The following is a 17,633-nucleotide window of genomic DNA, read 5'->3' as shown; positions in this document are numbered from 1 at the left end:
AGAAGGCGCCATGGAAACAGCCCTCACGCCACTGGAGTTCGCCCGGCGCACGCGCCGCCTGCACCCCCGGCGCGAAGCGGTCGTCGACCAGGACATGCGGCTGACCTACGAGGAGTTCTTCGACCGCTGCGACCGGTGGTCGGCCGCGCTGCAGCGGATGGGCGTGGCCAAGGGCGACCGCGTGGCCTACATCGCGCCCAACACCCACGCCCAGTTGGAGTCCTTCTACGCCGTGCCCCAGCTCGGCGCGGTACTGGTGCCCATCAACTACCGGCTCTCCGCCGACGACTTCGTCTACATCGTCAACCACTCCGGCGCGAAGGTGCTGTGCGCGCACTCCGACCAGCTCGCGGTGGTCGACGGAGTGCGCGACCAAATGCCCGGAGTCGAGCGGTTCATCGCGCTGGAGGGCTCGGGCGAGGGCTGGGAGGACTACGAGTCCCTGGTCGCCTCGTCGGATGCCGAGTTCACCCGGCCCGACATCGCCGAGACCGACCTGCTGACCATCAACTACACCAGCGGCACCACGGCCCGCCCCAAGGGCGTGATGATCACCCACCGCAACGCCTACATGAACGTGGTGGGCACCCTGCTGCACCTGCGCATCGGCGTCGGCGAGCGCTATCTGTGGACGCTGCCCATGTTCCACGCCAACGGGTGGACCTACACCTGGACGGTCACCGCGGCGGCGGCCACCCACGTGTGCCTGCGGGCGGTCGACCCGGCCCGCGTGTTCGAGCTGATCCGCGAAGAGCACGTCACGTGGCTGTGCGCGGCCCCCACGGTGCTGATCACCCTGGCCAACACCCCCGAGGACGTCCGCGGCGAGGTGGCGCCCGGCGTGCACGTCGTCACCGCCGGCGCCTCCCCCGCCGCCGACACCATCGAGCGGCTGGAGGGCACCTTCGGCTGGTCGGTCACCCACGTCTACGGGCTGACCGAGACCACCCCCTTCATCACCGTGTGCGAGCCTTGGCCCGAGCACGGCGGCCTGGTCGGAGCCGAACGCGCCGCGGTCAAGGCGCGCCAGGGCGTCGAGCTGATCACCTCCGGCGAGCTGAAGGTGCTCGACTCCAAGGGCGAAGAGGTCCCCTGGGACGGTGCGACGGTCGGCGAGATCGCGGTACGCGGCAACGTCGTGATGGCCGGCTACTACAACGACCCCGAGGCCACCGAGGCGGTCATGGGCGACGGCTGGTTCCGCACCGGCGACGCCGCGGTCACCCATCCCGACGGCTTCGTCGAGATCCAGGACCGCATCAAGGACGTCATCATCTCCGGCGGGGAGAACATCTCCTCCATCGAGGTCGAGGGGGTCCTGCTGCGCCACCCGGCCGTGCAGGAGGCGGCGATCGTCGGGGTGCCGCACGAGCGCTGGGGCGAGACCCCCAAGGCCGCGGTCGTGCTGCGCGAGGGCGCCTCGGCCACCGAGGAGGAGCTGATCGCCTTCTGCCGCGACAACCTGGCCCACTTCAAGGCGCCTACGCAGGTGGAGTTCGTGGACCAGCTGCCCAAGACGGCCACCGGCAAGATCCAGAAGTACGTCCTGCGCAAGGGCGCCTCGGCGGTGTCCCGCCAGTAGGGCGCAGGGGCCCGGGCGCCGCGCCCCCCGCGCCGTGCGCGGCGCGGGGGCGGCTCGGGCGGCTCAAGAGCCGGCGGCCTCGACGACGAGCTTGCCCGTGGTGCGGCCCGTCTCTCCGGCGCGGTGGGCGTCGGCGATCCGCTTGAGCGGGAAGACCTCGCTGACGTGGGGACGCAGCGCGCCCGACTCGGCCAGCTCGGCGACGGCCGCCATTCCGGCGTGGTCGGCCTCGACCAGCATGGGCTTGGCGTGCACGCCGCGCTGCCGGGCCTCCTCCAGCAGTCCTTCCGGCGGGACCGGCAGGATCGTGACCAGGGTGCCGCCCGCGGCCAGGACGCGCAGTGAGCGCAGGGCGGTGTCGCCGCCGATGGTGTCCAGGACGACGTCGGCGTCGGCGACCGCCTCGGCGAAGTCGGTCTCGCGGTAGTCGATGGGCTCGTCGACGCCGATCCCGCGCAGGAACTCGTGCTTGCCGGCGCTCGCGGTGCCGTACACGTAGGCCCCGCGGGCCTTGGCGATCTGCACGGCGAAGTGGCCCACCCCGCCCGCGGCCGCATGGACCAGCACCCGCTGACCCGATCGCAGCCGGGCGGTGTCCACCAGCGCCTGCCAGGCGGTCAGCGCGGCGAGCGGCACGGCGCCGGCCTCCACGTGGGTGAGCGCCCGGGGCTTGCGGGCGAACGAGCGCGCGGGCGCCGTCACGTACTCGGCGAAGGAGCCCGCGCCGTAGGGATAGGGCAGCATGCCGAAGACCTCGTCGCCCGGCTCGAAGATCGTGACGCCGATCCCCACGGCCTCGACCACCCCCGACACGTCCCAGCCCAGGACGTAGGGCGGGTCGCCGAGGAACAGGCCGGTGGCGCGGTGCTTCCAGTCGGTCGGGTTGATCCCGGCCGCGCGCACCCGGACCAGCACCTGGGAGGGGCCGGGTTCGGGCACCTCCAGCTCCACCTCGTGCAGAACCTCGGGGCCGCCGTGGACGTCCTGGGACACGGCGCGCATCGTTGCAGCAGTCATGCCTTATGCCTTTCTCCGACGTGCTTCACCGGCGGGCGGGGATGCCGCGGCGCCGACCGGGCCCGGGCCGGTCACCGCGCGCCCGCGCCGCCCGGCGCCGGCCCGCCGGGCCGGCGCCGCGCTCACCGTATCCCCGCCGGACGGGCGCCCCGGTCCGACCGGTGGCGCGGCCCGGCTAGGCGTTGCCGCTGCTGCCGGCGAGCGAGAATTCGCGCAGGTCCTCGGGCATCCCCTCGCGGACCTTGCCCATGACGTTTCCGGTGGTCGCCTCGTCGAGGATCTCGAATACCACCCGAGCGGCGTAGGCCGCCTGCGGCTCGTCGGAATGGGCGCGCTCGGCCACGCGGCGGACGAACTCGTCCTGGCCGAACCGCTGGGTGGGGACCCACTGATCGGTGACCCGCCGGACGTTCTCCCCGATCTCCTGCGGGAGCTGGGCGGCGAGATCGTCGGCGAGGTCGGGGTTGATCCGCTCGGCGATGGTCTCCAGCGTCGCCCGGGTGAACGCCTCGGCGTTGCCGCGGCTGTCCAGCCGGGCCCGGTCCTGCACCTGACCGATGAACGCGTCGTGCTTCATGTCCCCCTCCAGTCTGTCGTGGAAGCGGTACCGACCGGCAGTTGCGCGGTCACCGGACGGTCTTGCACAGGCCCGCTACCACCAGGCGCGCCTGGTATGCGCCCGTCCCAAGGTCAGCGCAGGCGTGCGGCCCCGGCAGGAGCCGCACGCTCCCGCGGTCCCCGCGCAGCCCGCCACCTGGGGGTTCGGCGAGCACACACCGGTTTCACCGCTCCCGGACGGGTTAGTCGGCCCAACCAGCCGAGGATGCGGCGCCGATCGGACCGCCGCCCCGGCAGTGCCCGGCAGGCGCGCTCCGGCGGCGGGGCCGGGCGGCGGCCGCACCGGTCATGTGCAGCCGAATCGAGAGGTGGGCCCATGGTCGCGCATCAGGAGCTCGTGGAACGGGTCGCTGCGCACAGCGAGGTGGGTGACACCGACCAGGCGCGGCGGGCGATCCGCGCGGTCGTCCCCTCGGTCGCGCGCCGCCTGGACGATGAGACGCGGCAGGAGCTCCACGAGAGCATCCCCGAGTCCCTGTGGAGCGAGCCGCCGCACGCCAAGGATCCGCAGATCGAGCGGGTGGAGCGAGCCGTCGGGACGAGCGGCATCGCCCAGCAGGTCGGCAGGGAGATGGGCTGCGCGCCGGAGGAGGGCCTGCATCTGGCGCGGGTCGTCCTCGCCGAGATCGCCACTGCGGAGCCGGGGCTCTCCGGAGACCTCGCCGCCGCCCTGCCCGACGAGCTGGCGTCGTGGGTCTCGGATCCGGCGGGCGCCCAGGGGCGCGCCGATGTCGGAGCCACCGGCGGACCCAGCCGGCTCGACGAGCAGACGCTGAACGCGGCGCTGCAGCGGCTGCCGGGCTGGGAGGGCGACACCCGCGCCCTGACGCGCACCGTGCAGCTACCGGCCGACCGGATCCCGCCGCTGCTGGCGCGCATCGACCGGCTCGGCGACGAGGCCGAGCACCGCGCCCACCACCGGCGCACCGCCGACGGGATCGAGTTCACTGTACGGACGGCGTCGGTGGGCGCTGTCACCACGGCCGACATCGACCTGGCCGAGCGGATCGACCAGGCGGTGGCCGAGGTGGGATCGGGCGGCTGAGCGCGACAGGACGATCCGCCGCTCGGCACCGGGGCCGCGCGGGGCCCGCCGGACGCCGTGCCGAACGGCGGCACGGCGCCCTGCCGGCACCGGCGCGGCCGCCGGCAGGGCCCGGCGAGCGGGGGCCGGCCCGGTTCCCACCCGGACCGGTCCCCGTGTCTGGCGTCCGCTCGCCTCACCTCCGCGTTTGCGGAGGCATTCCCGAATGTAGGGGCGGGCTCGGACATTTCCGCTCCCCCGGGGCGCGCCTTGCGCCGCACCGGGACTGCGCCCCGGTTTCCGGGTACCGTTCCTCCAACCGGTCCGCCGCCGCGCGGCGGGCTCGGGTGGCGACCCGGCCGGCGGTGCGGCGCGGCGGCACGCGATCGAGTTCCGGTATTCGCCCAGAGTTCGCCCGCTGCTCGCTCGCCGCGGGTAGCTTCGGCGCGCAGTGCCTAGGGAGTGGAGTAATCGGTGGCTGAGCGGCTTGTCCTGCACATCGGTGTGCAGAAATCCGGGACGACCTATCTGCAGCAGATGATGCAGGACCGCACACAGGAGCTCGCCGCGATCGGCGTCCTCTACCCGGTCCCGCAGCGGCGGCGTGCGGGCGCGACCCGGGTGAACTACCACGAGACCGCCTCGTATGCACTGCTGGGCGGGGAGTACTCGTGGGTGACCGAGGAGCGCGCGGCCAAGGAGCGCGCCTGGTGGGAGTACCTGCAAAAGCAGGTGCGGTCCTGGGAGGGGACGGCGGTGGTCTCGGCCGAGGCGCTGTCGGTGGTGCGCGCCGACGCCGCGCGCAAGACCGTCGAGGCGCTGGGCTCCCCCGACACCCGCGTCTTCATCACCGCGCGCGGACTGGGAAAGCTGCTGCCGTCGGTGTGGCAGCAGCACATCCGCAACGGCAAGTCCACCGGTTTCCACTCCTACCTGCGCAAGCTCGCCCGGCAGCGCGAGGAGGGCTGGGAATCGGTTGAGGAGGACCACGAGAACCACCTGTGGCGGGCGTTCGCGCTGGGCCGGCTCGCGCGGCGGTGGGCCGCGATCGTCGGGACCGACAAGGTGACCCTCGTCAGCAACCCCGGATCGCCCGCCGACCGGCTGTGGCACCGGTTCCTGGAGGCCGTCGACCTCGGCGACACCTCGGGCATCTCCGCGCCGGACGAGTCCACCACTGTGCACAGCGGGGTCACGGCGCCCGAGGCCGACGTGCTGCGGGCGGTCAACTCCAGTCTGGCGGCGGCCCAGTGGCCGCGCGACGACGCCCGGCGGCTGCGCTCGAAGATCATAGAGGGCTTCGCCCAGCGGTCCGATCGCGGTCCGCGGCTGGGCATCCCCGCCGAGCTCCGCGAGACCGTGGACGCCTGGAGCAGAGCCGACATCGACGACCTGCGCGAGTCGGGGGTCCGCGTCGTCGGCGACGTCGACGAGCTGCGGTACTCGGCCGAGGCCGAACCGCGTGAGCCCACCACGGGAGACGTCGCCGAGGCGGCCGGCAGCGCGGCGGCCACCGCCGCCGCCTGGTCGCCGGGGCTGAAGAACCCGCTCTCCAAGGCGGGATAGGAGGCCCGGCCGGTCCCCTGCGCACACGCATCAGGGCCGCTGCCCGCCGCCGAGGAAGGGATGGCGGCGGGCAGCGGCCCTTCGGCGCTTGGCCCCGCGGGATCAGGCGCGCAGCTGCACCGGCTCGCCTTCGGGCACCTCGCGGTAGGCGTCGGTGATCTTGTTCAGGTTGCTCTGGAAGTAGATCACGTGGGTGCCGAACAGGAAGCAGAGCAGGATGGCGACCCCGCCGCCGCAGGAGGGCGTGAGCCCGGCCGCGCGCTGGGCGTTGGCGATCCGGCCGGCCGTGCCGGCGATGTTGATGAGCGTCCAGATCCCCAGCGTGAAACCGCCGAAGAGCTGCGAGCACACCGCGCCGGCCGGAGAGCTGCCGGAGTAGCGGGGGTCGAACTCGCCGAGCTCGCGGTGGATCTTGGCGTACCAGACGAAGTAGTAGATCCCCAGCGTGATGAGCGGCAGTCCGATCCAGGCGGCGGCGGGGCTGCGCCGCTTCATCTGGTAGCCCGTGGGCGCCTGGGAGGCGCGCGAGGCGGCCTGCGGATTGACGGTCATGGCATCTTCCTGTCAGTCGGGGGGTAACGGTGTGTCGGACCGAGGGAACGGTTACGGCCGCCACCTGCGCCGGCACAGAGACGCTGCCGTGCTGGGCGGACTCCAGACACGCACAGTCACCGGCTACGGGCCGTTATCCCATGGGGCGCGTTCGAATCTCCGGGCCAGGCGCATGGTGCAGGGCGCGGCCCGATGTCCGCGTAGGTAGGCGAAGATGCTAACACCGGTGATTGGTGTGATCAGGGGAGCAGATGTCGCGAATCAGTCACGGCCGGACCCGGCGGCGGGCCGCCCCAGGGAGCGCGGAGCGGCGGTCGAGCGGGTGACCTGCGCCGATACTTTCCCTGCCGGCCTCCTTATCACCCTCCGTACACGAGAGACGCACAGTGATGGGCACTGTCCGCATTCGGCCAGCGATTGCCGGCCCGGCGGCAGCTGGGACGCCGCCGGGCGGGCCGGCTCTGCCCTCGGTCAGCCTCCCCGCGGGTGCCGGCGCGGCGCTAGGGTGCGGCGACGGCCTCGATCAGCACCGCCTGAGCCGGGAACAGCCGCGGCATGGGCAGTCCCAGGTGCTCCAGCGCGGCGCCGGTCAGCACCGGAGCGGGCGTGTCGGCGTGCATCCACTCCGGTGCGCTCGCGGCGCCGCGGGTGGGGTCGCCCAGCTCCGTGCGGTGGTGCAGGGTGTAGCGCCGCCGCGGGTCGAGCCCGGGCAGCGGTGTGCGGCCGGGCTGCTCGGCCGGTGCGGTTTCCAGGCGGGCGAAGCAGTACAGCGCCCGGTCTCCCGACGGCGACACGACCCCGTGCAGCAGTGCGCCGGGGTCGGTATCGTCGCTGCGCACCGTGCGTCCGGTGTGCAGTAGGGGGCGGAACTCGCGCACCAGCGCGGTCCAGGCGGTCAGGGCGGCCAGGTCGCGCTCCCCGCAGGCGGTGAGGTCCCACTCGATGCCCGAGTGCCCGAACAGGGCGGTGGCCAGCCGGAAGGCGGTCTCGGTGCGGCGATGGGTGGTGTGGGCGACCGGCGGCCCCACGTGCGAGCCGACGAGCTCGGGCGGCAGCAGCAGACCGGTCCAGCGCTGGATGGCCTGGCGCTCGACCGGGTCGTTGCAGTCGGAGGCCCACACCCGTTCGGTGCGGGCGAGGATGCCCAGGTCCACACGCGCCCCGCCGCTGGAGCAGGACTCGAACTCGACGCCGGGGTGGCGCTCGCGCAGCGAGTCCAGCAGTGCGTACAGAGCGCGGGTCTGGCGGTGGACCCCGGGCACCCGCGCGGCGCCCGCCTCGCCGCCGGCGTCGGGCAGGTGCGCCGCCTCGTACAGGTCGCGATTGTGGTCCCACTTCACGAAGCGGATCGGATAGCGCCGCAGCAGCGCGTCCAGCCGGTCGCGGATGTGGCGCCAGGTGTCGGGGCGGGCGAGGTCCAGCGCGTACTGGTGGCGCCAGGAGCGGCCGGGGCCGCCCTCCGGATGCAGCAGTCGGCCGGGGTCGGTGCGGGCGAGGTCGGAGTCGAGGTTGACCATCTCCGGCTCCACCCACAGGCCGAAGTCCATGCCCAGGGCCTGCACGTGCTCGATGACCGGGTCGAGGCCCTGCGGCCAGGTATCGGGGTCGACCGTCCAGTCGCCCAGCCCGGCCCGGTCGTTGCGGCGCCCCAGGAACCACCCGTCGTCGAGCACGAAGCGCTCGACGCCCACGGCGGCGGCGCGGTCGGCAAGCGCGCGCAGCCGGTCGAGGTCGTGGTCGAAGTAGACGGCCTCCCAGGTGTTGAGCACGATCGGGCGCGGGCCAGCGGGGTGCTCGGGCCGGGCGCGCAGACTGGCGTGCAGGCGCTCGGAGACGCCGTCGAGCCCGGTGTCCGAGTGGACGAAGACGATCTCGGGTCCCCGGTAGGACTCCCCCGCCGCCAGCCGGATCTCGCCGGGGCGCAGCGCTTCGGCGCCGCCCAGCACCGCCGAGTGCGCCCCCGCGCCCTCGGGCAGCCGCTCGACGAGGTACTCCTGGTCGCCGCTCCAGGCGACGTGGGCCGCCCAGACCTCGCCCGAACGGAAGCCGAACCCGCTGGTGCCGGCGGCCGCCAGCAGCGGGCTGTCGTGCCCGGGGCGGCCGCGCAGCGCGCGCCGCAGCACTGTGCCGTCGGCCATGGCGCGGCGCTGCGGGCTACGCTCGCGCACCCACCGGCCGGTCAGATCGACGATCTCGGCGGCGCGCGGCGGCAGCGGAAGCAGCACGCGCAGGGCGGCGAGGTCGTAGGGCTCGGCGGGTGCGGGGCCGCCGGCGGGTGCGGACTCGACCGCGGCGGCCGCGCGGGCGCGCAGGACGCCCCAGGCGTCGAGCCGGTAGCGCAGCTCCACGGCGATGCCGAGCGCAGGATCGTGCAGGTCCAGCACCAGGGTGTCGGCGGTGTCGTCGGAGTCGGCGGCATGGCCGCGCAGCCGCAGCCGCGGCTCGGTGGCCGTGCCCGCGCGGTGGCCGCTGAGACCGGGGGTGCCGGCCCAGGCGTCGGCCTGGGTGGGCAGCACGGTGAACCCGCGCGGGGTGTCGGGAGCGCTGTTGGGCACCGCGGGCACCGATGTGGTGCGCAGGTGCTCGGCGAGGCCGGCGTCGAGCGGCCCCGGGTCGGCGCCCCAGTGCAGCACCTCCGGCAGCCCTCCGCCGGCCTTGGGCGCGAGATCGACGACCAGGGCCGCCCCCGCCCGCCGCAGCACGACGACGGGCTCGGCCGGAGCGGTCGGAGGTGTCGAAGCGGTCACGGTGCGCCTCCCTGCGGGCGTCGGGGACAGAGGTCTGAGACAGACCTGGCTGCGTGCCCTCCGAGGCTAAACCCCTCTCGGAAACCATCTTGCACCCAGCGTCACTGTGAACGATCACAAGTTACTCCGGGTGCAGATCGGCGCCACCCGGGCGCGGTCACGCCGAGTCGCGGACGATGAGCTCCCAGCGGGCGCTCATCTCCTCGCCCGGTAGCGGAGCGGCGGCGTCGAGGCGGTCGAGGAGGCGTGACACCTGGGCGGAGAAGTCGAACTCGCGCGCGCCGACGGTCGTCAGCGCCGGGGTGATCACCAGGCCCTCGGGGATGTTTCCGATTCCGGTGACCGCCAGCCCGCCCGGCACGGCGGTGCCGTGGTCGCGGGCGGCCCACACCGCGTCGATCGCGGCCCGGTCGGTGGCCGAGACGACCGCGGTGGGCGGGTCGGGGCGGCTCAGCAGCGCGCGCACCGCCGCATAGGCCTCGGGGCGCGAGTCGGCGACGGGCAGCACGAGGTCGGGCGCCAGTCCGATGCCGTTCTCCTGGAGGACCCGCCGATAACTGCGCAGCTTCACCGACCGGGCGGTGCGCCAGCGGTCCTCGCCCGGGTGGCCGAGGTAGGCGATCCTGCGGTGCCCGGCGGCGACCAGGTGCTCCACCGCGTCGCGGCAGGCGCGGGCGCGGTCCTGGCGCACGACGTCGAAGCCGTCGGGTTCCAGGTCGTCGTCGAAGACCACGAGGGACAGCCCCTGCCGCGCCAGCACGGCCAGCTCGGCCGGGTCGACCGGGCAGTCCGGCAGCAGGATCGCGCCGTCGACGTAGCGCTCACGCAGTACGCGCAGCAGCGCGTCTCCGGCCGAGGCCCCGCTCATCGGCAGCGCCACCACGCCCAGCCCCCGCTCGCCCGCCGCCTCCTGCATCTGCTCGGCCAGCCGGTCCGACCACGGGCTGGAGGGCGCCGGGTACATCAGCGCGACGAGGTCGGTGCGCCGGCGGCGCAGGCTGCGCCCGGCGTGGTCGACCTGGTAGCCCACCTCGGCGACCGCGCGCAGCACCCGCTGCCGGGTCTCCTCCGGCGGCGGCTTGGCGCGCCCGCGCCGACCGCTGAGCACGTAGGAGACCGTGGCGGTCGAGACGCCTGCGCGGCGTGCGATGTCGCGCTGAGTGGGGCGTTCGGGAGGCTCGGTCACTGCCACACCTGCAGACTAGCCCGCCGCCGCCCGGCGCGGCCGGGCGGGAGCGGAGCAGCGGGGCCCGGACCTCCGGCGGCCACGCGGCTGGTCGCTGGACGAGCCGGGCGGGAGCGTTGTAACGTGCGTCATGTTAATCGAATAACACACGCCGCGCCGTACTCGCCGCGGCCTCCGGCGCGCCGGTCGGTCCGCCCGATCTCCGCCCGGCCGCCCGCCCCATCGCCCGCATCCCGCCGCATCCCGCCTCGGCCGGCGGCCGCCCGCGCCATCGCCGAAGAAAAGGGCTGACATGACAAGCCGAAGCGAATCCACCCGCCAACCCATGTCCAAGGTCGTCGCGGCCAGCCTCTCCGGCGCGCTGCTGGAGTGGTACGACTTCAACCTCTACGGGCTTTCGGCCGCACTGGTCTTCAACGAGCTGTTCTTCCCCAACGCCGACCCCCTCGTGGGCACCCTCGCCTCCCTGGCGACCTTCGGCGTCGGGTTCGTCTCGCGGCCCATCGGCGCCCTGCTGTTCGGCCACCTCGGCGACCGGGTCGGGCGCAAGCAGATCCTGGTCGCCACGATGCTGATCATCGGCGGCGCCACCTTCCTCATCGGGCTGCTGCCCGACTTCAACACCATCGGCGTCTGGGCGCCGATCCTGCTCGTCACGCTGCGCCTGGTGCAGGGCCTCGGGCTGGGCGGCGAGTTCGGCGGCGCGTCGCTGCTGACCGTGGAGCACGCGCCGCGCAGCCGGCGCGGGTTCTGGGGGAGCCTGCCGCAGCTGGGCGGCCCCATCGGGTACCTCATCGCGGTCTCGGTGGTCAGCCTGTTCGCGCTGCTGCCCGACGACGCCTTCCTGGCCTGGGGTTGGCGCATCCCCTTCCTGCTCAGCGCCGTGCTGCTGGTGGTCGGGCTGATGGTGCGGCTGAAGATCGCGGAGACGCCGGCCTTCGAGCGCGTCAAGAAGGCCGACGCCGTGGCCCGCGTCCCGCTGTGGACCGCGCTGAAGCGCCACCCGCGCAGCATCATCGTCGGGTTCGGCGCCCGCCTGGGCGAGGCCGGGACCTCCCAGATCTACCAGCCCTTCGCCATCAGCTTCCTGACCACGTCGCTCGGCTTCGCCCAGGGCGTGGCGCTGACCGGGATCGTCGTCTACAACATCGTCGGCCTGGCGCTGATGCCGGTGGCCGGGGCGATCTCCGACCGGGTCGGGCGCCGCCCGATGTACCTGGCCGGCGGGGTGCTGGTGGCGCTGACCGCCTTCCCCTACTTCTGGCTGCTGGAGATGGGCAGCACGTGGTGGGCGTGGACGGCCATGGGCATGGCCGCGATCGGCGGCGCGGTGTGCATGTCCAGCCTGCAGGCCACCCTGTTCACCGAGATGTTCAGCGTGAAGGTGCGCTACTCCGGCATGTCCTTCGCCTACCAGTCCTCGGCGATGTGCGCCGGATTCGTCCCCGCCATCGCCACCTCGCTGCTGATCGCGAGCAACGAGGCGGTCTGGCCGGTGGCGCTGCTGGTCGTCGGCCTCGGCGCGATCTCGGTCGTCTCAACCCTGTTCATGCACGAGACCCGGCACGTGGACACCGCCGAGCGCGAGCAGGAGACGGCCGCGGTCGGCAAGGTGCCCGACTGACCCGAGCCCGCGGGCCCCGTCCCGCACAGGCGATCCCGGTCCCCGCCGCGGCGGGGACCGGGCCCAGACCGCAGGCAGGCGCGGCGCCGGGGGCGCGCCGCGCCACGGCGTGAAGACGAGGAAACCGCAGTGAGCAGCACAACCGGCCGCAACAACGTCATCGTGTTCTTCACCGACCAGCAGCGGTGGGACACCGCGGGGGTGCACGGCAACCCGCTGGGGCTGACCCCCAACTTCGACCGGATGGCCGAGGAGGGGGTGCACGTGGAGAGCTCCTTCACCTGCCAGCCGGTGTGCGCGCCCTCCCGAGCCTCGCTGCAGACCGGGCGCTACCCCGCCCAGCTCGGCTGCTTCCGCAACAACATCCCGCTGCCCGAGGACACCCCCACCCTCGCCGACCACTTCAACGAGGCCGGCTACGACACCGGCTACATCGGCAAGTGGCACCTGGGCGACACCGACACCGCCGGACCGGTGCGGCCCGAACAGCGCGGCGGGTACCGGTACTGGCTGGCGGCCAACCTCCTGGAGTTCACCTCCGACGCCTACGAGACCACGCTCTACGACGGCGACGGCCTGGCCCGCGAGCTGTCCGGCTACCGCGCCGACGCGCTGACCGGCGCGGCCGTCGACTTCATCACCCGCGAGCGCGACGCGCCCTTCTTCCTGTTCCTGTCTTTCCTGGAGCCCCATCACCAGAACCAGCGCGACGACTACCCCGCCCCCGAGGGCTACAGCGACCGCTACCAGGGCGCGTGGGCGCCGGGCGACCTCGCGGCTCTGGGCGGCAACTCCGCCGAGCACCTCGGCGGCTACCTGGGCATGGTCAAGCGGCTCGACGAGTGCCTGGGCAGGGTGCTCGCGGCGCTGGAGGAGCACGGCCTGGCCGAGGACACCGTCGTGCTGTTCACCTCCGACCACGGGTGCCACTTCAAGACCCGCAACGACGAGTACAAGCGCAGCTGCCACGACGCCTCCATCCGCGTGCCCACCGCCCTGCGCGGACCCGGGCTGGACACCGGCCGGCCGATCACGCGGCTGGTGAGCCACATCGATCTGCCGCCGACGCTGCTGGACGCGGCCGGGCTCGCCGTGCCAGCGGACATGGCCGGGCGCTCGCTGCTGCCACTGGTGCGCGGCGCCCCCGACGACCGGCCCGACGACGTTCTGGTGCAGATCAGCGAGTCGGAGCTGGGCCGGGCGCTGCGCACCCCGCGGTGGAAGTACGGGGTGGTGGCGCCCGGCGCCGACGCCTGGGACACGCCCGCGGCCGACCGCTACGTCGACGCCTACCTCTACGACTTGGACAACGACCCGCACGAGCTTCGCAACCTGGTATCAGCGCCCGAAGCGGCCGAGGTGCTGGGGCCGCTGCGCGAGCGCCTCGCCCAGCGCCTGGCGGAGACGGGCGAGTACCCCGAGATCGCGCCCGCGCCCTGACGCGGCGCCCCGCCGGCGGACACCTCCGGCGGACCGGGGGCTGGGCGGTGTCGCATGTGTCACCGCACCGGCGCGTTCGCGGGTGCACGCCCGGCGGAATCGGGGGTAGGGGGCGTCCAGCGCGCCCGGCCCGGGACCGCTGGGCAGGGGCCGCCTGCGCAGCGGGGCCGGTCCGCAGGTAGCGTGCGGCGTGGCGACCGGCGCACGCAGGCACCGGGTGCCGCGGCGCGGAGCGGAACCGCCGCCGCTGCAACGGCCGCGTCGGAGCGCCACGGGGAGAGGCGAAGGCGGCGACCGCCGTGCCCGCCGGCGCGGCGCCGCCACCGAACCACCGCGAGGAGGGGTACGCATGGAACTCGACATGGTCGTCGAGATCCCGCAGGGGTCGCAGAACAAGTACGAGATGGACCACCGGGTCGGCCGCATCCGGCTGGACCGGACCCTGTTCACCTCGACGCAGTACCCCGCGGACTACGGCTACATCCCCGAGACCCTGGCGGAGGACGGCGAGCCGCTGGACGCCATGGTGCCGCTGGAGAAGCGCTCCTTCCCCGGCTGCGTGGTGCGGGTGCGCCCCGTCGCGGTCTTCTGGATGCAGGACGAGCGCGGCCCCGACGCCAAGGTCCTGTGCATGCCGGTGGGCGACCCCCGCCTGGACCACATCCGCGACCTGCGCAACATGCCCGAGTTCCAGCTCCAGGAGATCACGCACTTCTTCGACATCTACAAGCGGCTGGAGCCCGGCAAGAGCTCGGAGGTGCGCGGTTGGCAGGATCGCGCCTCGGCCGAGGAGACGGTGCTGGAGGCCCAGCAGCGGGCGCGCGAGAAGGCGGACTCCGGCCCCGCGGCGGCCCCCGCACCGGCGCAGACGCCGCCGCTGTAGGTTGAGCTCGGCTCTTGGCGCCCCGGTCGGGAGCCGGACACGCGATCCGGCCGAACCGCCGGCCGCCTGTCAGTCGAGCAGCCCCTCCCACAGCCGCCGGGTCCGGGCGTGCGGGTCCTCCACCAGGGCCGATTCCGGGTCGTCGAAGCGCATGAACGGGCGCCGGCCCGGGTCCCACTGCGGCCAGCCGGGGTCGCCGGCGGCGGCGAAGCGGAGCCAGGCCGTGTGCATCGCGTCGGCGAGCGGCTGCGGCGCCCGCGGTCCCGCCAGGTTGCGGCCGTCGCCCAGGTTGTCGAACACGAACGGGATCTCCAGGGCGTGGCAGGCGCCCAGGCGGCCGCCGAAGCGCGGGGAGCGCCAGGCGAACTCGTAGCCGAAGGTGCCTCCGCTGCCGCCGGCGGCCGCCCGCGCCTCCAGCACGCGGTGGGCGGGGATGCGGAAGACGGCGTCGGTGCCCAGCTCGGCGAGGGCGTCTCCGGGACTCGCGTTGCGGTCCAGGTAGACGCCGGCGGCCTCGGGCGCGAGTCCGGTGCCTGCGGCCTGGGCGGCGACGTGCTCCTCGCGGATGTGGTCGATCAGGCCGGGGGCGGCCAGGAAGAGCCGGTACTCCTCGGTGGTGGTGCCGATCAGCAGGTCCTTGTCCGCGGCTTCGCCCGCGCGCAGCGCGTCGATCGGGCGCCGGGCCAGCAGCTCGCCGTCGACGGCCGGGGAGAACGGCAGAGCGCCCAGGGCGGTGAGCCGCTCGCCCCACAGCTCCTTGTCGGCCCGGCCGCGCAGCTCGGCGACGATGCGGCTCTGCTCCTCCTGCAGCCGCTTGGCCGGGACGGCGCCGAGGCCGGCTCCCGTCGGCGCGACCCCCAGGCGCTCGGCGAGCACCCGCGCCACGGTCCGGGCGTCCTCGGCGCGCAGGGTGGTGTGCCCGGCGCCGGACTGGGCGATGGCGCGGCGGAACAGGGCGCGGGCGCGCGGGATCGCCATCAGCGTGACCACGCTCATCGCCCCGGCGGATTCGCCGAAGACGGTGACTCGACCGGGGTCGCCGCCGAACGCGGCGATGTTGTCGCGCACCCACTCCAGCGCCGCGATCTGGTCGAGCAGGCCGCGGTTGGCCGGTGCACCGTCGACGAGTGCGAACCCCTCGGCGCCCAGGCGGTAGTTGAGGGTGACGGCGACGGCGCCGCTGCGGGCGAAGGCGCTCGCCTCGTAGCCGGGTTCTGCCCCGGAGCCGTTGGTGAAGGCGCCGCCGTGGATCCACACCATGACCGGAAGTCCGCGCTCGCCGGTGCCCGGCGTCCACACGTTCAGGTTGAGGTACTCGTCGCCGGGGATGACGCGCTCGGGCAGCGTGTCTGCCATGCCCTCCTCGTAGGGCGGGTGGGGAGCGGTCGGACCGTACTCCACCGCCTCGCGCACGCCGGTCCACGGCTCGGGCGGGCGGGGCGCGGCCAAGCGCGCCTCTCCCACCGGCGGGGCGGCGTAGGGGATGCCGCGGAAGACGCTCACACCGCCCTCGACGGCACCGCTGAGACGTCCGGACGTGATCGTGGCCAGGGCCTGCATGTGCGCTCCCCATTGCGGTCGCCGGTCCGGTGGGCCGCCGATCCGGCGCACCGCCGTAGTCGTTCCTACGCAAACCGACCGGTCGGTGTCAAGGCGCGTCCCGCGGAGCAATGGGCGATCCGGGGGCGGCCGTGGCCCGCGGGACGCGCCTTGTCTAGCCTTGCGGTGCAAGGCGGCCGCCCCCGGGCGGCGGCCGGAGAGCGACCGACCCCGACGAGTGCACACCCGCCCGGACCCGAGGTCCCCGAGTTCCGCACGCGGCGGCCGCGCCCACGGGAGCGGCCGCCCGTCCGCACGCATCGCCCCGGAGGAGTCCGCCATGCCCCACAACGCGCCGACGCCCGACCACGCCCGCAGCGCGTGGTCGGCACTGGAGCCGATCCACATCCTGGTCTACTTCGCACCGGAGCGCCGGGAGCGCTACTCCGCCATCGGGCTGGACGGCGCCGCGATGGCCTACTTCGCCTCCCGCTCGGCGGCGATGGGGGCGGTCGGCCCGGGCACTGTGGCGGCCGCCTTCTACAACTTCAACCCCGAGGTGATCCGCACGGTCATCCCGCAGGCCTGGGCGCACGCCTCGCCCGAGACGGTGCTGCAGGCCCGCCACGACATCGCCGACCAGGCGCTGCGCCGCATCCTCGGCGAGGACGCGATCGGCTCCCGGCAGCTCAAGGAGGCCGCCGAGCTCGCCCGCACGGCCGCCCTGTCGGCCGCCGACCTGGGGCACGGGCGGCCGCTCTTCGCCGGACACGCCGGACTGGAGTGGCCGGCGGAACCGCACATGGTGCTCTGGCACGCGGCCACTCTGCTGCGCGAGTTCCGCGGGGACGGGCACATCGCCGCGCTCGTCGACGCCGGGGTCGCACCGCTGGACGCCCTGGTGACGCACGCGGCCACCGGCGCCTTCAAGATCTCCTTCCTGCTCAAGAGCCGCGGGTGGAGCCGGGAGCAGTGGGACGCGGGCGTGCGCGGGGCGGTCGAGCGCGGGCTCGTGACCGTCGACGCCGAGGGCGTGCCCTCACTGACCGACGCCGGACGCACCCTGCGCAGCGACCTGGAGACGCGCACCGACGTCCTGTCGGCCGAGCCTTATGCGGCCATCGGCCGCGACGGCTGCGAGCGCCTCGCCGAACTGACGGCGCCCTTCGTCGCGACCCTGAACGCGGAGGGGATCCTGCCGGGCACCCGCGACAGGAGGTAGCCCCCGCCCCGACCGCCGCCGGGTGACCCGCGCAACGAGAGCAGCGAGCACGCCGGAAGTTCGGGTCGGCGGTCATCGCGTCCGGTGCGCGGTGGTGGGCAGGCGGCGAGGCGGCGAGGTCGGCGGGGGGCTCGGCCCGTGCCCATCGGTTCGGGTGCCCGCCGGTGCGGCAAGCGACGGGGGCGCGCGGGTGGCCTTCTGGTGTGTCCAGTCCGCCGGAACAGCCTGCCAGAAACCCCGAAGACCCGGTTTGGTTCGACCCGCTCCGGCCCCGGTCGCGTTGAGGGTGGTTGTGGGGCCACGCTCGGCGCCGAAAGTGACCCTGGCGACACCCTCGACGCGGAACCCGGACACAGAAACCCGACATTCGGAACCTTCGAGGCGGCGGCGGGGCGACGAGGCGCGCCGCGCGACCGCCGGGGCGAACTCCGGCCGCGCGGAGGGTCGTCCGCGGCGTCGAATCCTCCCGCGATGTCCGGTATACGGGGGCGCCGGGGCGGCCCGCACGACCCGGATCGGCGATGATCATGGCATTTGGACCGGGGATCCGCACCCGAAGCGATCCAAACGCGCACCTCGTGGCAGCCCGGCCGCCTCCACCCCCCGCCACAGCCGGGCATTCCGGACAAAAGA

13 protein-coding genes are annotated in these 17,633 nt (G+C 74.1%); 7 read left to right on the top strand and 6 right to left on the bottom strand.

Annotation, left to right across the window (positions count from 1 at the left end):
• Positions 1-10 precede the first annotated feature (10 nt).
• Entirely contained in the window at positions 11-1,582 is a 1,572-nt protein-coding gene (locus FZ103_RS02475) for a long-chain-fatty-acid--CoA ligase (protein WP_155998364.1), read from the top strand.
• A gap of 63 nt (positions 1,583-1,645) precedes the next feature.
• Here FZ103_RS02475 and FZ103_RS02470 read toward each other — a convergent pair whose 3' ends face one another.
• A complete protein-coding gene (locus tag FZ103_RS02470; protein WP_222936426.1) occupies positions 1,646-2,599 on the bottom strand; it encodes an NADP-dependent oxidoreductase in 954 nt (317 codons plus the stop codon).
• Between the two features lie 175 nt (positions 2,600-2,774).
• Positions 2,775-3,176 (bottom strand): DUF2267 domain-containing protein, encoded by a 402-nt coding sequence (locus tag FZ103_RS02465; RefSeq protein WP_155998362.1) that lies wholly within the window; start codon positions 3,174-3,176, stop codon positions 2,775-2,777.
• 357 nt (positions 3,177-3,533) lie between these two features.
• Between FZ103_RS02465 and FZ103_RS02460 the strand changes: the two genes are divergently transcribed.
• Both FZ103_RS02460 and FZ103_RS02455 read left to right on the top strand, forming a co-directional pair.
• The gene (locus FZ103_RS02460; RefSeq protein WP_186355697.1) at positions 3,534-4,262 is read left to right on the top strand and encodes a DUF2267 domain-containing protein; all 729 of its coding nucleotides are present in this window, start codon (positions 3,534-3,536) and stop codon (positions 4,260-4,262) included.
• A 453-nt stretch (positions 4,263-4,715) separates the two neighbouring features.
• The gene (locus FZ103_RS02455) at positions 4,716-5,807 is read left to right on the top strand and encodes a hypothetical protein (protein ID WP_186355696.1); all 1,092 of its coding nucleotides are present in this window, start codon (positions 4,716-4,718) and stop codon (positions 5,805-5,807) included.
• Positions 5,808-5,909: 102 nt separating this feature from the next.
• On the opposite strand, the gene FZ103_RS02450 is transcribed toward FZ103_RS02455, so the two are convergent.
• The 3 genes from FZ103_RS02450 to FZ103_RS02440 form a co-directional block, all read right to left on the bottom strand.
• Positions 5,910-6,359: a DUF4234 domain-containing protein gene (locus FZ103_RS02450; protein WP_155998358.1), complete on the bottom strand. Its 450-nt coding sequence runs from the start codon at positions 6,357-6,359 to the stop codon at positions 5,910-5,912.
• A gap of 500 nt (positions 6,360-6,859) precedes the next feature.
• A complete protein-coding gene (locus tag FZ103_RS02445) occupies positions 6,860-9,106 on the bottom strand; it encodes an alpha-galactosidase (protein WP_343233338.1) in 2,247 nt (748 codons plus the stop codon).
• A 157-nt stretch (positions 9,107-9,263) separates the two neighbouring features.
• Positions 9,264-10,298: a LacI family DNA-binding transcriptional regulator gene (locus FZ103_RS02440; RefSeq protein WP_155998354.1), complete on the bottom strand. Its 1,035-nt coding sequence runs from the start codon at positions 10,296-10,298 to the stop codon at positions 9,264-9,266.
• A gap of 286 nt (positions 10,299-10,584) precedes the next feature.
• Here FZ103_RS02440 and FZ103_RS02435 point away from each other — a divergent pair, with 286 nt between their 5' ends.
• The 3 genes from FZ103_RS02435 (at position 10,585) to FZ103_RS02425 (ending at position 14,239) form a co-directional block, all read left to right on the top strand.
• Positions 10,585-11,916, top strand: a complete 1,332-nt coding sequence (locus tag FZ103_RS02435; RefSeq protein ID WP_155998352.1) for an MFS transporter — start codon at positions 10,585-10,587, stop codon at positions 11,914-11,916.
• Between the two features lie 129 nt (positions 11,917-12,045).
• Positions 12,046-13,356: a sulfatase-like hydrolase/transferase gene (locus FZ103_RS02430; RefSeq protein WP_186355695.1), complete on the top strand. Its 1,311-nt coding sequence runs from the start codon at positions 12,046-12,048 to the stop codon at positions 13,354-13,356.
• A 349-nt stretch (positions 13,357-13,705) separates the two neighbouring features.
• A complete protein-coding gene (locus tag FZ103_RS02425; protein ID WP_155998350.1) occupies positions 13,706-14,239 on the top strand; it encodes an inorganic diphosphatase in 534 nt (177 codons plus the stop codon).
• Between the two features lie 69 nt (positions 14,240-14,308).
• Here FZ103_RS02425 and FZ103_RS02420 read toward each other — a convergent pair whose 3' ends face one another.
• Entirely contained in the window at positions 14,309-15,799 is a 1,491-nt protein-coding gene (locus FZ103_RS02420; protein ID WP_155998348.1) for a carboxylesterase/lipase family protein, read from the bottom strand.
• A gap of 319 nt (positions 15,800-16,118) precedes the next feature.
• Between FZ103_RS02420 and FZ103_RS02415 the strand changes: the two genes are divergently transcribed.
• The gene (locus FZ103_RS02415; RefSeq protein ID WP_155998346.1) at positions 16,119-17,000 is read left to right on the top strand and encodes a hypothetical protein; all 882 of its coding nucleotides are present in this window, start codon (positions 16,119-16,121) and stop codon (positions 16,998-17,000) included.
• The last annotated feature ends 633 nt before the right edge of the window (positions 17,001-17,633 follow it).

Source organism: Streptomonospora sp. PA3 (genome assembly GCF_009728995.1).
Lineage (GTDB): Bacteria > Actinomycetota > Actinomycetes > Streptosporangiales > Streptosporangiaceae > Streptomonospora.
The sequence above is the reverse complement of the archived record's forward strand: the minus strand, read 5'-3'. Positions and strand labels throughout refer to the sequence as shown.

Excerpts from the sequence above, each read along its gene's own strand:
- FZ103_RS02475 (WP_155998364.1), top strand. The coding sequence starts at position 11 with ATGGAAACAGCCCTCACGCCACTGGAGTTCGCCCGGCGCACGCGCCGC.
- FZ103_RS02470 (WP_222936426.1), bottom strand. The coding sequence starts at position 2,599 with ATGACTGCTGCAACGATGCGCGCCGTGTCCCAGGACGTCCACGGCGGC.
- FZ103_RS02465 (WP_155998362.1), bottom strand. The coding sequence starts at position 3,176 with ATGAAGCACGACGCGTTCATCGGTCAGGTGCAGGACCGGGCCCGGCTG.
- FZ103_RS02460 (WP_186355697.1), top strand. The coding sequence starts at position 3,534 with ATGGTCGCGCATCAGGAGCTCGTGGAACGGGTCGCTGCGCACAGCGAG.
- FZ103_RS02450 (WP_155998358.1), bottom strand. The coding sequence starts at position 6,359 with ATGACCGTCAATCCGCAGGCCGCCTCGCGCGCCTCCCAGGCGCCCACG.
- FZ103_RS02435 (WP_155998352.1), top strand. The coding sequence starts at position 10,585 with ATGACAAGCCGAAGCGAATCCACCCGCCAACCCATGTCCAAGGTCGTC.
- FZ103_RS02425 (WP_155998350.1), top strand. The coding sequence starts at position 13,706 with ATGGAACTCGACATGGTCGTCGAGATCCCGCAGGGGTCGCAGAACAAG.
- FZ103_RS02420 (WP_155998348.1), bottom strand. The coding sequence starts at position 15,799 with ATGCAGGCCCTGGCCACGATCACGTCCGGACGTCTCAGCGGTGCCGTC.
- FZ103_RS02415 (WP_155998346.1), top strand. The coding sequence starts at position 16,119 with ATGCCCCACAACGCGCCGACGCCCGACCACGCCCGCAGCGCGTGGTCG.